We start from the raw sequence: 13,727 nt of genomic DNA on the forward strand, positions 1-13,727 counted from the left end.
CCCACAGTGTGCGGTGCTCAGACGCCACAGTTCGTCCCTTCAGCAGGCTCCGGATAGCTCAGAAAACTCAGACACTTCAGTCAGTCTAACAACATCTGTCACTCCTGTAACAGGCGGCGGATTTCTGTCCCCCCTACACCCCGGTCCTGGCCCACTTCCCCGACCGGTAACGCAGAGCCACCGCAACCAGCCTGAGCACGAGGAAGAACAACAGTCCCACCCACACCCCCGTCAGTCCGGTGCCGGTCAGTCCCGCCACAGCCACCCCGGGGATGAAACCCAGCACCAGCGACAGGATCGTCGCCGTGCGCAGGAAAGCCACGTCCCCCGCCCCGAGCAGCACACCGTCCAGGGCGAAGACGACCCCACCGGTCACCGCCATCGCCACAAGAATCCACCACGGTCCCGCCATGGCCTGTCTGACCCCCGCGTCAGCCGTGAAAACCCCGGGTACCACGCCGGCCCCGCAGGCCAGCACAACAGCCAGCACCAGCCCCGCACCGACCGAGAACCGCAGCACCGTCCGGGCCACCTCCCGGGACGCAGCCACGGAGCCCGCGCCGAGCGCTGCCCCGACCAGTGCCTGCGCCGCCACCGCCACCGAATCAAGCAGCAGGGTCAGCAGGTTCCACAGCTGCAGCAGAACCTGGTGCGCCGCCAGCGCAGCCGCCCCCGAACGGGCCGCGACGACAGCCGCACTGACAAAGGCGACCTGGAACCCCAGGGAACGCAGGACAAGGTCACGCCCGTCGGCCAGCTGGGGGCGGATGACCGACCAGGTGGGCCGCACGGACCTGCCGTCACCGGTATGCCGCCAGGTCACCACCAGACAGGCCAGGAACAGGCAGGCGGTCACCGACTCCCCCACGACCGTCGCCCAGGCGGAACCGACGACACCGTGGCGGGACACCGCCCAGGGCACGAGGAATGCGGTGGGCACCACGCCAGCCAGAGTGAACCACAGGGGACGCCGCGTGTCCGACATCCCCCTCAGCCACCCGTTACCCGCCATCACCGTCAGCGCGGGGGCCACCACCAGGGACGCCACCTCCAGCCACCGCGCGGCAGGCACCGCCACCTGACTGTCCCCCGCCAGCCAGGCGGTCACCGGTCCGGCGGCGAAATGCACGGTCACGGCGAGGACGGTACCGACGGCGACGGCCACCCAGGTCGCCTGGATTCCCTCGTAGACGGCCCCCGCCCGGTCACCCGCCCCGTAACGACGGGCGGCCCGCCCGGTCGTCCCGTAGGACAGGAACGTCAGCTGGGTGGTCACCTGGGAAAGCACGGTGGTCCCGGTGGCCAGTGCCGCCAGCTCCACGGGCCCGAGACGTCCCACCCACGCGGTGTCCCACAGCAGGTACAACGGCGTGGCGGAGAGCACCGCGAGGGCGGGCAGGGCCAGGCCCAGCACCGACCGGACGTCCGCGCGCACGGGTGGAGCGGCAGACCCCTCCGGCACCGGCCCCGCTGACACCGGCCCCGCAGAGTCAGTCGTCGGAGCCGTCGGGCTCTCCTTCCCTCCGGTAGGGGTCCGGCTCCCCGGCCGGAGCGGCCCCGGCCGCCTGCGAACGGACCCTCTCGTCGATCTCCCGGGCTTTCGCGAGAAGCTCCTCGAGGTGGGCGGACGCCTCCGGCACGGTGTCCAGGGAGAAACTCAGGGTGGGGGTGAACCGCACCGACAGCTGGTCGCCGACAATCTTGCGCAGCTGACCCCGGGCCCGGTTGAGGGCTTCCTCCGCGGCTGCGGTGTCCGGCTCCTCGTCGATGGTACGACCCCGGACCGTGTAGAAGATCGTGGCGTCGTGCAGGTCTCCGGTGACCCTGCAGTCGGTGACCGTGACGTACTCCAGTCTCCGGTCCTTGACCTCCCGCTCGATCGCGGTGGCGACGATGGTCATGATGCGCTTGGCCATTCGGGCGGCGCGTGCGTGGTCTGCCATGGGTGGAACCTTATCTGTCTCGGAACGCTGTGGGTGACAACGGGGGTGTGAAGCTGGGGGTTTCAAGTTGGGGGTGTGAAGCTGGGGGTGTGAAGCGGTAGGCGCCGGGCATCCGTCCGTGGCGGCAGAAGACCCCGCGGCCTGTGGAGGGGTTCCTCCGCCGCGGGGCCTCAGTCAGGACAGTGGACGGCTACTTCCGGTCCTTCTTGTCCTTGTCGTCCTTCTTCGCCTGGTCGCGGGGGACCTCGACCAGCTCGTACGCCTGGACGATGTCACCGACCTGGATGTCGGGGTAGGACAGCACCATACCGCACTCGTAGCCGTGGCTGACTTCGGTGACGTCGTCCTTCTCCCTGCGGAGTGAGTCGATGGTGGCCTTTTCCGCCACGACCCTTCCGTCACGGACCAGGCGCACCTGCGCATTGCGCCGGACCTTCCCGGTCTGGACCATGCAGCCGGCGATGAGACCGACGGAGGACGCCTTGAACAGCTGACGGATCTCGGCGGTACCGATCTCCCGCTCCTCGAAGACCGGCTTCAGCATGCCCTTCAGGGCTGCTTCCACCTCGTCGATGGCGTCGTAGATCACGGAGTAGTAGCGGATCTCGACGCCCTCGGCGTTGGCGACCTCGGTGGCCTTGCCTTCGGCACGGACATTGAACCCGATGATGATCGCGTCCGCGGCTACCGCCAGGTCCACGTTCGTCTTCGTCACCGCACCGACACCACGGTCGACGATGTTGAGCTGAACCTCGTCGTCGACGTCGATCTGCAGGAGCGAATCCTCCAGCGCCTCGACGGTACCGGCGTTGTCACCCTTGAGGATGAGGTTGAGGGTACTGGTCTCCTTGAGTACCTCGTCGAGGTCGGCGAGACTGATGCGCTTACGCGACCGGGCCTGCATGGCGTTACGGCGACGTGCGTTGCGCTGGTCGGCGATCTGCCGGGCCGTACGGTCGTCGTCGACGACGAGGAGGTTGTCGCCGGCGCCGGAGACACTCGTGAGTCCGAGGACCTGGACGGGACGTGAGGGCTCGGCGTCATTGACGTCAGCGCCGTTCTCGTCCACCATGCGACGGACACGCCCGTGGGCGTCCCCGACGACGATCGAGTCACCGACGTGGAGGGTACCGCGCTGGATGATGACGCTGGCGACCGGACCACGGCCACGGTCGAGGTGGGCCTCGATGGCGACACCCTGGGCTGGCATGTTCGGGTTCACCATCAGCTCGTCACCGAGCTCGATGTCTGCGGTGAGCAGCACCTGCTCCAGCAGCGCCCCGACGTTGGTGCCCTGTTTGGCGGAGATGTCGACGAACTCGGTGTCCCCGCCCCACTCCCGTGGGGTCAGACCGTACTCGGTGAGCTGGCCGCGGATCTTCTCCGGGTCTGCCCCCTCCTTGTCGATCTTGTTGACCGCCACGACGATCGGTACACCGGCCGCCTTGGCGTGGTTGACGGCCTCCACGGTCTGCGGCATGACGCCGTCGTCCGCCGCCACCACGAGGATGGCGATGTCGGTGGCCTTCGCACCACGGGCACGCATGGCGGTGAACGCCTCGTGACCGGGGGTGTCCAGGAGCGTGATCTTACGATCGACCCCGTCAACCTCGAGGGTGACCTGGTAGGCACCGATGTGCTGGGTGATGCCGCCTGCCTCGCCGGAACCGACGTTGGTCTTGCGGATCGTGTCCAGCAGCCGGGTCTTACCGTGGTCGACGTGGCCCATCACGGTCACCACCGGGGGACGGCGGACCAGGTCTTCCTCGGTTCCGGCGTCCTCACCGAAGGTCAGGTCGAAGGACTCCAGGAGCTCGCGGTCCTCGTCCTCGGGGGACACGACCTCGACCTTGTAGTCCATCTCGTCGCCGAGCAGCTTCAGGGTGTCGTCCGGCACGGAGGCCGTCGCAGTGACCATTTCACCGAGGTTGAACAGCGCCTGAACCAGTGCCGCCGGATCAGCGTTGATCTTTTCGGCGAAGTCGGCCAGGGAAGCGCCACGACGCAGGCGGATTTTCGCGCCCTTGCCGTTCGGCAGCTTGACGCCACCGACCACGGACGGTGCCTGCATCGCCTCGTACTCGTTGCGCTTCTGCCGCTTCGACTTCCTTCCCCTGCGGGGGGCGCCGCCCGGACGCCCGAACGCACCTGCGGTACCTCCACGGCGGCCACCACGTCCACCGCGGGGTCCGCCTCCGGTGGAGGGGCCGGAACCGCCGGGGCCACCGTGCCCGCCACGGCCACGGCCACCGCCGGCGTTGTTCGCGGACTTGGCCGGCATCTGTCCCGGTGAGGGATGGTGCGGCATGTTCGCCGGCGAGGGACGACGTCCACCCGGCTTGCCGGTGCCACCCGGACGGGGTGCAGCTCCCGGACGGGGCGCGCCGGAACGACCGGCACCCGGACGGGGCATGTCGGACTTCGGGCCCTGTCCCGGACGGGGACGGGGTGCCGGGCGTTCGGTGCCGGAAGAGAAGGGGTTGTTGGCCACACGGGGCGCACGGGCGCCGGGCTTCGGCCCCGGGCGCGGCGCTGAACGGTGACCGGTCTCGCCGGAGGGACGTGCTCCCGGGGTGGGACGCCCGCCGGCGGCACGCGCCGCGGTACCCGGGGTCGGTCGTGCACCCGGCCCTGCTGCGTTGCCCGGGGTCGGGTGTGCACCCGGGGTGGGTCGACCCGACTGGGCGGGACGCTCACCGTGGGCGGCCGGGCGTGCACCCGGACGTGCGGTGGTACCCGGGGTGGGACGGTGCTTCGGGGCACCTGCCGGAGTATCTCCGCCTCCCCGGTGCGCGGACGTGCCCTCCTGGGACGGACGCTGCGCGGGGCGGGCCTGTGAGCCGGGCTTCGGGCCCTGACGGTGGGTGTTGCCCGGGGTCGGGCGGGCGCCCGGCCGGGGGCCGGGTCGTGCGGAACCGCCGGGGACCGGGCCCCGGGTGGTGGACGCCGCATCGGTGTCCTTCGCCGGCTGACCGGCACCGTAGTGGTTCCGCATCTTCTTGACGACCGGCGGTTCAACGGTCGATGACGCGGACTTGACGAACTCGCCCTGCTCCTTGAGCGTGGCGAGAAGTTCCTTGCTGGTTACGCCGAGCTGTTTCGCCAGCTCGTGGACGCGTAGCTTTCCGGGCACTGCTCTCCTTCGTGATGGTCGGAGCCGCAGGCCGGGACACACCGGGGACAGTCCCCGTCGGCGTGTGTCTGACTACGTACGACTCCTGGTCGTGTGGACACTCATCGCTGATGCTGCTTCATCGTGCGCTCATCAGTAATCGGTTTCCTTTTCTTTCGCGGCCCCGATGTGTTCGAGGACCAGCTGCGTATCCGCATCAGCGGGCACATGCAACGCCCGGGCGAATGCCCGACGTTGTACCGCGGTCTCGTAGGCTTCCACGGTCGGGGTGATCCATGCACCACGGCCGGGAAGTCTGCGCCGGGGATCAGGGACGACGCGGACGGTGGCGTCCGCCCCGTCCCCGTCCCGGACCGCGACACACCGTAGCAGCCGTTGGACCGGCAGCGTACGACGTGAAGCGATACAGGTCCTGACAGGACCCTGGGACGGGACGGAGGTACAGGTGCCTTCCGACAAGCTGCTCCTCCGGTTCCCTCAGTTCTAAGACCGTATGACAGTCTAACGCCTGACCGGCCCCCACGGCCAACCGGGAGGTCCGGTGCGCCGCAGCTGCCGGCGACGACGGCCGCGTTCCCGCCGGGTTCTCAGAGTTTCGCGCGCTCCGCCGTGCCGCCACCGGCGGTGCCGGCGGTGCCGGCACTGTCGTCACCGGCACTGTCGTCACCGGCACTGTCGTCACGGTCTCCGCGGTCGTCATCCGCCGGATCGGACTCGGGGCGGATGTCGATCTTCCATCCGGTGAGCCGCGCAGCAAGGCGGGCGTTCTGCCCCTCACGACCGATCGCCAGCGACAACTGGTGGTCGGGGACGATCGCGCGGGCGACCTGCATGTCATGGTCGGTCACGTCCACCCGGACAACCTTGGCGGGTGCCAGGGCGTTTCCCACGTAGGTCGCCGGATTCTCGGAGAAGTCGACGATGTCGATCTTCTCGCCGCCGAGCTCCTCCATGATCGCCGAGACCCGCTGACCGCGGGGGCCGATGCACGCACCCTTGGCGTTGAGGCCGTTGACCGTCGAACGGACGGAAACCTTGGACCTGTGGCCCGCCTCCCGGGCGATCCCGGAGATCTCGACAGCTTCGTCAGCGACCTCCGGGACCTCCAGTGCGAACAGTCCACGGACCAGTTCAGGGTGTGTACGGGACAGCAGGATCTGGATACCCCGCGGCCCCCGGTGCACCGCCGTGACATAGCATTTCACCCGGTCACCGTGCTCCAGCTTCTCCCCCGGGATGTGCTCCGCCGGGAGAATGAGACCGTCATGGCCCTCTGCTTCGGTGCCGAGGCGGACGACGGTGATGCCCCGTTCATTTGCCCGGGCGTCCCTGTTCACGATGCCGGAGACCACGGATCCCTCGAGAGTGGAGTACCGGTCGTAGCTGGTCTCTGCACGGGCGGCGACGACCTGGCCACGGATCGCGTCCCTGACGGTACGTGCGGCGTCCCTGCCGAAGTCCTCGGGCGTGTCGTCGAATTCTCCGGTGACGTTACCGTCCTCGTCGGTTTCGGTCCGCAGCACCCGGACGCTGCCGTCGACAGGGTCGATCTCCACCCTGGCCCGTCCCTCCACCTTGGTCAGCTCCCGGTAGGAGTCCAGCAGGGCAAAGGAGATGGCCCTGATCAGGGCATGCTCCGGGACATGCTCGATGTCCTCCAGGGCTTTCAGGGCACTCAGGTCAATTTTCACTTGTCGTCCTCCTGCGCGGTCAGCGCACGGTACTTCTCGGGGTCCAGTCCCACCAGAGCCGACTCGGCGGCGGGAGCTTCGGAAAACTCAACTTCTACCAGGGCACCTGCCGACTCCGCCAGTTGCCGTGGCACCACACCCGGAGAGCCCTTCTTCTTCGCCGCCGGGCGGATGAACCAGACGGTGTCCCCGTCCACCGCCGCGACGCGCAGCTTCTCCCCCCTGACGAGTACGAGCCGGCCCACATTGCGCCGGAAGTGACGCTCCGCGGTCAGCGGTGTGTCCAGCCCGGGGGTGGACAGTTCCAGGGTGTAGCCGGGACCGAAATTCAGCCGACCCGCCTCCTCCAGGGCATCGAACTGTCCGGACACCGCCTGGCTGAGCTCCTCCAGCTGGTCAAGTGAGGGGCGGACGTCACCGTCCACCGCGATCTTCACCGCGGACTTCGCACCTGCCCTGGTGACGGACACCGCCTCCACGTCGAATCCGAGTGCCGCCGCCAACGGCTCCGCGGCAGCGCGGAGCTCCTGTTCAGAGGGAAAAGCCATGCCCAGAACAGTAGCACCGGCACCGGATGGCACTATGGGAGCGTGCACGAGACCCCGACCCGCCGACTCTCCCGACGCCGTTTCCTCAACCGTTCCCTGCTCGCGGGTCTCGGAGTCGCCTCACTTCCTGCCCTGACCTCCCTGGCCGCCTGCTCCCCCACTCCTCCGGAACCGGACGCCCGGCTGACAGACCTGCTCGGCCAGCTGCGCGCACTCGACCGGGACGGAGTTGACGGCGGCGCCGGAATGTTCGCCGGTCAGGCGAAACGGATCTCCGCCGAGATCATCCGGCAGTGCGGGACCGAACCGGATGCCGCCTGCACCACCTCGGTCGACACCGTCGGCCCCTCGGCCACCACCCCGCTGGTCCGCGACGTCCGCACGACAGTGACCGGGATCCTCCCGGACGCCGCCGACAGTGGACAGGCGTCACTGCTGACCGGGGTGTACGCCGCCCTCGCGACAGTCGACGACGCCACCGCCGGTGCCCCCGCGATCGACACCGCGGTGGTGGACCGGGAGCTGACCGGAGACATCCCGGGGGAGCTCGGTGAGGCGACCTCACGGATCCACGAGGCGGTGTGGCTGACCGGGAGGGTGCTCCCCACCGCAGGAACGTCAACCTCCACGGTGACCACGGTCGCCGACCGCCTCCGTCTCATCCGCGACGCCGCCGTGGATGCGACAGGGGTCGCCGCCGCAGCCGGGTACACCTTCCCCGACGGATCCGCTGCCGGCACAGGCACCGCCGACAGCCGGGGCGCCGTGTCCGTCCTGCTGGAGGCCGTCCACGCGGTCACCGTGGACCTGCGCCGGGCCGCATCCCGGGCCGACGGTGAGGACCGGGTGACGGTGGCGTCATGGTGCGCCGTGGCCGCCCGGTGTGAGGCGGCCCTGGAGGACAGGACAGGCACCGATCCCCTGTCGGTACCGGTACGGGGTGAGTAGCCGGATCGACCGGCCCCCGCCCCGTCCCCAGACTCCAGGCCCTACCTGGAGACCATGCCGCTGATCGTCCCGACGGCTCCGTCGTAGGCGATGTCCGTGGTCTCACCGGTCAGACGGTTGCGCAGTTCGACCTTCCCCTCGGCGAACCCGCGGCCGACAATGACCACGAGGGGAATGCCGAGCAGCTCGGCGTCCTTGAACTTCACACCGGGGCTGACCTTGGGACGCTCGTCGAAGAGGACCTCCAGTCCCGCGGCGTCCAGCCCCTCGACGAGCTCCTGCGCGGCCTCCCCGGCCGCGGCGTCCTTGTTGGCGATGACGACATGGACGTCGAAAGGTGCGACACCGGCCGGCCAGCGCAGACCCTTCTCGTCGTGCATCTGCTCGGCGAGGACGGCGACGAGACGGGACACCCCCAGGCCGTAGGACCCCATCGTCGGGACGGAACGCCGGCCGTCCTCGTCGAGGATCTGAACGTCGAAAGCTTCGGTGTACTTCCGGCCCAGCTGGAAGATGTGCCCGATCTCGATGCCGCGCTCCAGCGTCAGCGTCCCCATACCTTCAGGGGCAGGGTCGCCCTCCCTGATCTCCGCGGCCTCGATGTACCCGTCGACGGTGAAGTCCCGTCCGGCGACCATGTTGGCGACGTGCCGGTTCTTCCGGTCCGCGCCGGTGATCCACGAGGTTCCGGTGACGACCCGTGGGTCGGCGAGGACGCGGACGCCGTTGTCCGCCAGACCCTTCGGCCCCACGTACCCCTTGACGAGGAACGGGTTGTCGGCGAAATCCTTCTCCCCCGCCAGCTCCACGGTCGCGGGCTCCACCGAGGCCTCCAGGCGCTTCATGTCCGCCTCCCGGTCACCCGGCAGCAGAATTCCGGTGAGCTCCGGTTCTCCCCCGGGAGGGGTGATCTTCACGACCAGACACTTGAGCGTGTCGGACAGCTCCACGGGACGACCGTCGACGGTGAGGTTCTCCGAACGTGCCCACTCCAGCAGAGCGTCCATGGTCGTGGCGTCCGGGGTCTCGTAGACCTTCGCCGCGGGAAGTCCGTCCACCGGGCGCTCCGCCGGTGCCGGGGTGACGACAGCCTCCACGTTTGCCGCGTAGTCGCCGTCAGTGGCACGCACGAAGGTGTCCTCCCCTGAGGGGGAGACCGCCAGGAACTCCTCGGAGGCCGACCCACCCATCGCTCCTGATGTGGCGGCGCAGATCGCGTACTCCACACCGAGGGAATCGAAGATCCTCCGGTATGCCCGGCGGTGCAGCTGGTACGCCTCCTCGAGGCCCTCGTCGTCCATGGTGAAGGAGTAGGAGTCCTTCATGATGAACTCGCGTCCCCGCAGGATGCCGGCGCGGGGACGTTCCTCGTCACGGTATTTCGTCTGGATCTGGTACAGGATGACCGGGAAGTCACGGTAGGAGGAGTACTCACCCTTGACCAGGTCGGTGAACATTTCCTCGTGCGTCGGGCCGAGGAGGTAGTCCGCCCCCTTGCGGTCCTTGAGCCTCAGGAGGGAATCCCCGTACTCCGTCCACCGGCCGGTCTTCTCGTAGTACTCGCGGGGCAGCAGGGCGGGCAGCCGGATCTCCTGGGCGCCGATGGCGTCCATCTCACGGCGGACGATCGCCTCGATCCGGTGCAGGACGCGCAGACCCAGCGGAAGCCAGGAGTAGACACCGGGGGCGACGCGCCGGATGTAGCCGGCTCGGACGAGAAGCTTGTGGCTGGGAACTTCCGCATCAGCGGGATCTTCGCGCAGCGTGCGCAGGAAGAAGGTGGACATCCGGGTGATCATGACCGGTACTCTAGTTCATCGCCTCCGGCCCGCCCGATAGGGTGTCCCCCATGCTGATTCTCCTGCCTCCGTCAGAGACGAAGGCCACCGGTGGCACCGGTGGGCCACTGGACACGGCCGCACTGTCCTTCCCCGGACTCACCCCGGTCAGGGAGGCCCTCATCGACGATCTCGGCGCCCTGGACGTGGACACCGCCATGCAGGTGCTCGGCGTGCGGGAGAGCCTCCGCACCGAGGTGGAGGCGGACCGTGAACTGCGCCGTTCCCCCACCATGCCCGCCCTACTGCGCTACACCGGGGTACTCTACGACGCGCTCGACGCCCCGTCCCTGACCCGGGAAGACCCGGACGCGTGGTCCCGCCTGGCCGTGGGCTCGGCACTTTTCGGAATCCTCAGGGCCGGCGACATGATCCCCCGGTACCGGCTCTCCTCCGCGGTGAAAGTTCCCGTGCGCGGAGCCTCCCCCGGGTCCTCGGCGCCGACGCTGCGGAAACGCTGGGGCGGGCTGATCACCGCTGCGGTGGAGTCCACGCCGGACGGCCGGGGGCAGGGTGTCGTCGTGGACCTCAGGTCCGGCGGCTACCGGGCACTGGGAAAAGTGCCGGGAGCGGTCACCGTCCGGGTCGAGTCGGTGCGGCCGGACGGAGGCAGGAAGGTCGTCAGCCACTTCAACAAGCACTACAAGGGGGTGCTGGCCCGTGTCCTCGCCACAGCGGGGACGGACGCCGAGAGCGCACGCACAGCGCACGATGTCGCCCGGATAGCCGCCGGGGCGGGCCTCCGGGTGGAGACCGGTACGCCGGATTCGCCGGCCTCCTCCCGCAACGAGCTCACCCTGGTCGTGTGAACTGCACCGGCCGGGGCAACGGACCCCGGCTAGCAGAGGTGAGCTGTCCGGCCCGCGGCGTCCCCGATGACGATCACCGCCGGCGACCGGACGCCTGTGCTGCGGACGGTCTCCCCCAGAGTCCCGAGTGTCGCGGTGGTGACCCGCTGGGACGGGGTCGACGCGTTCTCCACCACCACCGCCGGGGTCGCGGCGTCCCTCCCCCTGTCGATCAGGGTCGCGGCAATCGCCCCGGCGTTCTTCACCGCCATGATCAGCACCAGGGTTCCCGTCATTTTCGCGCACGCGTCCCAGTTGACCAGTGACTTCGGGGAGTCCGGGGGCACGTGCCCGGAGACCAGGGTGAGATCGTGGTTGAGTCCCCGGTGTGTCAGGGACAGTCCCGCGGCCGCCGGTGCTGCGGTCATCGAGGTCACCCCGGGGATCACCCGCACCGGTATCCCGGCCGCCGTACAGGCCTCGATCTCCTCGAAACCGCGGCCGAAGATGAACGGGTCACCGCCTTTGAGACGGACGACGGTCCGCCCTTTCCGGGCGTTGTCCACCATCAGCTCGTTGATACGGTCCTGGCTGACCTGACGTGAGTACGGGATCTTCGCCACGTCGATGAGCTCGGCACCACGTCGGGCAGCCTCCTCGGCCAGGCTCACCGGGCCGAGATGGTCGGCGAGGATGACGTCGGCCGATTCCAGGGCACGTGCCCCGGCGACGGTGATGAGGCCCGGGTCCCCCGGCCCTCCGCCGACGAGGATGACCTCGCCCGTGGTCCCGGCAGGTTCCTCCGCCCCGGCGTCTTCACCGTGGGCCCCGGGCGTCTCGGGGGCTGCGTGGGCCCCGTGGGCCCCGTGGTCCTGCACACCCCGGCGGTCGTCCACGGGGACGCCGTGACGTCGGGCCCGCTCCAGCGCTTCCGCGGCACGGTCCGCCGCGGCTCCTGCGGGGATGCGCACCAGGCCGATTCCTTCCGGGCCGTCCGTCCCGTGACCACCCCAGTTCACGGGTACCGCCCCCTGTTCACGCAGCAGATCGGCGGCAAGGGCCGTCTCCGGCCCGTCCACCAGCAGCACCGTCACCCCGGCAAGTACAAGACTCATGGACACAGAGTGTAGTGCCGCAGCCCCCGCCCGGCCTGCCCAGGGACGGTACTGTGCCCGTCACACCACCGTCAGGCGAGCTTGAGCGCCTTTTGGCTGCGGTCCCACTGCTCGCGGTAGAGGGCGTGGTCCTCGGAGAGCCGGCGACCGTAGGAGGGCACCATCTCCCGGAGCTTCGGGGTCCAGGCGTCCATCTTGTCGGAGAAGCAGGCCTGCAGGACCTCGATCATCGCCGAGGGGGCGATGGAGGCTCCCGGGGACGCACCCATCAGGCCGGCGATCGAGCCGTCGGCGGAGTTGATCAGTGCGGTACCGAACTCCAGGGAACCGAACTTCGGGGCCTTGGCGGGCTTGATCACCTGCACGCGCTGGCCGGCGGTCACCAGCTCCCAGTCCTCGTCGCGGGCGTCAGGCATGTACTCGCGCAGGGACTCCACCCGCGCAGCCTGGTTCTTCAGCACCTCGGTGACGAGGTACTTCGTCAGTCCCATCTCCTGGACGGCGACGCCGAGGTAGGAGGGGATGTTGCCCGGGCGCAGGGACTTGAACAGGTCGAGGTAGGAACCCTGCTTCAGGAACTTCGGGGTCCAGCCCGCGTACGGGCCGAACAGCAGGCCCTTACGGCCGTCGATGACACGGGTGTCCAGGTGGGGCACGGACATCGGCGGGGCACCGACGGCGGCCTTGCCGTAGACCTTCGCGGCATGCTGGTCGATGAGTTCCTGGTTGGTGCAGCGCAGCCACTGGCCGGACACCGGGAAGCCTGCGTAGCCCTTGATCTCCGGGATCCCGGCCTTCTGCAGCAGGGGCAGGGCCATTCCGCCGGCACCGATGAAGACGAACTTGGCGTGCACGGTGGTGGTGTCACCGTTGTGGAGGTTCCTGACGGTCAGCTTCCAGCCCTGACCCTCCCGGGTGACGTCGTTGACCTGGGAGCCGTAACGGATGCTGACTCCGTGGGAGGTCACGGCACCGAGGTACTGGCGGGTCAGTGCACCGTAGTTGATGTCGGTGCCGGCGTTGATCCAGGACAGTGCGACTCCTTCGGAGTAGTCGCGCCCCTTGTCCATCAGCGGGACCTTCGAGGCGAAGACCTCCGGGTCGTCGGTGAACTGCATGTCCGGGAAGAGAGGGTTGTCCTTGAGCGCCTCGTAGCGCGCCCTGATGTAGGCGACGTCCGCGGCACCGTGTCCGAAGGACATGTGCGGGGTGGCGTTGATCCACTCGCGGGGGTCCCCCAGTGTGCCGTTCTCGACGAGGTAGGACCAGAACTGTCGTGAGACCTGGAACTTCTCGTTGATGTTGACAGCCTTGGTGGTGTCGATCTTGCCGTTGACCTCGGGCGTGTAGTTCAGTTCGCAGAGGGCGGAGTGACCGGTACCGGCGTTGTTCCACGGGTCCGAGGATTCGGAGGCCGGGACGTCCTGGCGTTCGAGGATGAGCTGGCTCCACTCGGGCTGGAGCTCTTTCAGCATCACGGACAGGGTGGTCGAAATGACGCCGGCGCCGACCAGGGCAACGTCGACGTGGTCGTTCTTGGAGGGTGACACGTTAAGCACAATCCTTTTCTTCGCTGCTGTTCCGCCGTCGCGGCCCGACTGTCCCGGCACCGGGGTACGGTGTGCGGACCGGCCGGGCCGGGGCTTCCACAATCAGGCAATAGTACGCGGTGACGTGCCGTGTTGACTATCCGACCCCGTGCCCACCCCGTGCCGACCCCCGA

11 protein-coding genes are annotated in these 13,727 nt (G+C 68.8%); 2 read left to right on the forward strand and 9 right to left on the reverse strand.

Translation table 11 applies throughout. The annotated features are described in order from the left end of the window. Positions 1-133: 133 nt before the first annotated feature. The 6 genes from E0E18_RS03030 to rimP form a co-directional block, all read right to left on the reverse strand. Positions 134-1,435, reverse strand: coding sequence for an MATE family efflux transporter (locus E0E18_RS03030; protein WP_202616688.1), 1,302 nt, complete (start codon positions 1,433-1,435; stop codon positions 134-136). Between the two features lie 55 nt (positions 1,436-1,490). Then, positions 1,491-1,943, reverse strand: a complete 453-nt coding sequence (rbfA, locus tag E0E18_RS03035; protein WP_066582910.1) for a 30S ribosome-binding factor RbfA — start codon at positions 1,941-1,943, stop codon at positions 1,491-1,493. Between the two features lie 190 nt (positions 1,944-2,133). Then, positions 2,134-5,076, reverse strand: coding sequence for a translation initiation factor IF-2 (gene infB, locus E0E18_RS03040; protein ID WP_130839302.1), 2,943 nt, complete (start codon positions 5,074-5,076; stop codon positions 2,134-2,136). A gap of 132 nt (positions 5,077-5,208) precedes the next feature. Continuing rightward, complete coding sequence (locus tag E0E18_RS03045; protein WP_066582915.1) at positions 5,209-5,535, reverse strand: YlxR family protein; 327 nt, start codon at positions 5,533-5,535, stop codon at positions 5,209-5,211. 128 nt (positions 5,536-5,663) lie between these two features. Beyond that, complete coding sequence (gene nusA / locus E0E18_RS03050) at positions 5,664-6,767, reverse strand: transcription termination factor NusA (RefSeq protein WP_237559608.1); 1,104 nt, start codon at positions 6,765-6,767, stop codon at positions 5,664-5,666. After that, entirely contained in the window at positions 6,764-7,315 is a 552-nt protein-coding gene (rimP, locus tag E0E18_RS03055) for a ribosome maturation factor RimP (protein ID WP_066582917.1), read from the reverse strand. The genes nusA and rimP overlap by 4 nt, the downstream gene beginning before the upstream one ends. A 42-nt stretch (positions 7,316-7,357) precedes the next feature. Between rimP and E0E18_RS03060 the strand changes: the two genes are divergently transcribed. Then, positions 7,358-8,263, forward strand: a complete 906-nt coding sequence (locus E0E18_RS03060; RefSeq protein WP_130839303.1) for a hypothetical protein — start codon at positions 7,358-7,360, stop codon at positions 8,261-8,263. Between the two features lie 41 nt (positions 8,264-8,304). Here E0E18_RS03060 and E0E18_RS03065 read toward each other — a convergent pair whose 3' ends face one another. After that, positions 8,305-10,062 (reverse strand): proline--tRNA ligase, encoded by a 1,758-nt coding sequence (locus tag E0E18_RS03065; protein ID WP_130839304.1) that lies wholly within the window; start codon positions 10,060-10,062, stop codon positions 8,305-8,307. A 50-nt stretch (positions 10,063-10,112) separates the two neighbouring features. On the opposite strand from E0E18_RS03065, the gene yaaA reads away from it, so the two are divergent. Further along, on the forward strand, positions 10,113-10,910 hold the full coding sequence (gene yaaA / locus E0E18_RS03070; RefSeq protein ID WP_130839305.1) for a peroxide stress protein YaaA: 798 nt from the start codon (positions 10,113-10,115) through the stop codon (positions 10,908-10,910). Between the two features lie 29 nt (positions 10,911-10,939). On the opposite strand, the gene cobA is transcribed toward yaaA, so the two are convergent. Together cobA and mqo are read right to left on the reverse strand one after the other, a co-directional pair. Then, positions 10,940-12,004, reverse strand: coding sequence for a uroporphyrinogen-III C-methyltransferase (gene cobA, locus E0E18_RS03075; protein ID WP_130839306.1), 1,065 nt, complete (start codon positions 12,002-12,004; stop codon positions 10,940-10,942). A gap of 71 nt (positions 12,005-12,075) precedes the next feature. Beyond that, positions 12,076-13,554, reverse strand: coding sequence for a malate dehydrogenase (quinone) (gene mqo, locus E0E18_RS03080; protein WP_066582926.1), 1,479 nt, complete (start codon positions 13,552-13,554; stop codon positions 12,076-12,078). Between the last annotated feature and the right edge of the window lie 173 nt (positions 13,555-13,727).

Origin of the sequence: Corynebacterium neomassiliense, assembly GCF_900626215.1 — a bacterium.
In the GTDB taxonomy this organism is placed as follows: domain Bacteria; phylum Actinomycetota; class Actinomycetes; order Mycobacteriales; family Mycobacteriaceae; genus Corynebacterium; species Corynebacterium neomassiliense.

Bases quoted from the DNA above. Each gene is read 5' to 3' on its own strand.
- rbfA (WP_066582910.1), bottom strand. From the start codon at position 1,943: ATGGCAGACCACGCACGCGCCGCCCGAATGGCCAAGCGCATCATGACC.
- rimP (WP_066582917.1), bottom strand. From the start codon at position 7,315: ATGGCTTTTCCCTCTGAACAGGAGCTCCGCGCTGCCGCGGAGCCGTTG.
- E0E18_RS03065 (WP_130839304.1), bottom strand. From the start codon at position 10,062: ATGATCACCCGGATGTCCACCTTCTTCCTGCGCACGCTGCGCGAAGAT.
- yaaA (WP_130839305.1), top strand. From the start codon at position 10,113: ATGCTGATTCTCCTGCCTCCGTCAGAGACGAAGGCCACCGGTGGCACC.
- cobA (WP_130839306.1), bottom strand. From the start codon at position 12,004: ATGAGTCTTGTACTTGCCGGGGTGACGGTGCTGCTGGTGGACGGGCCG.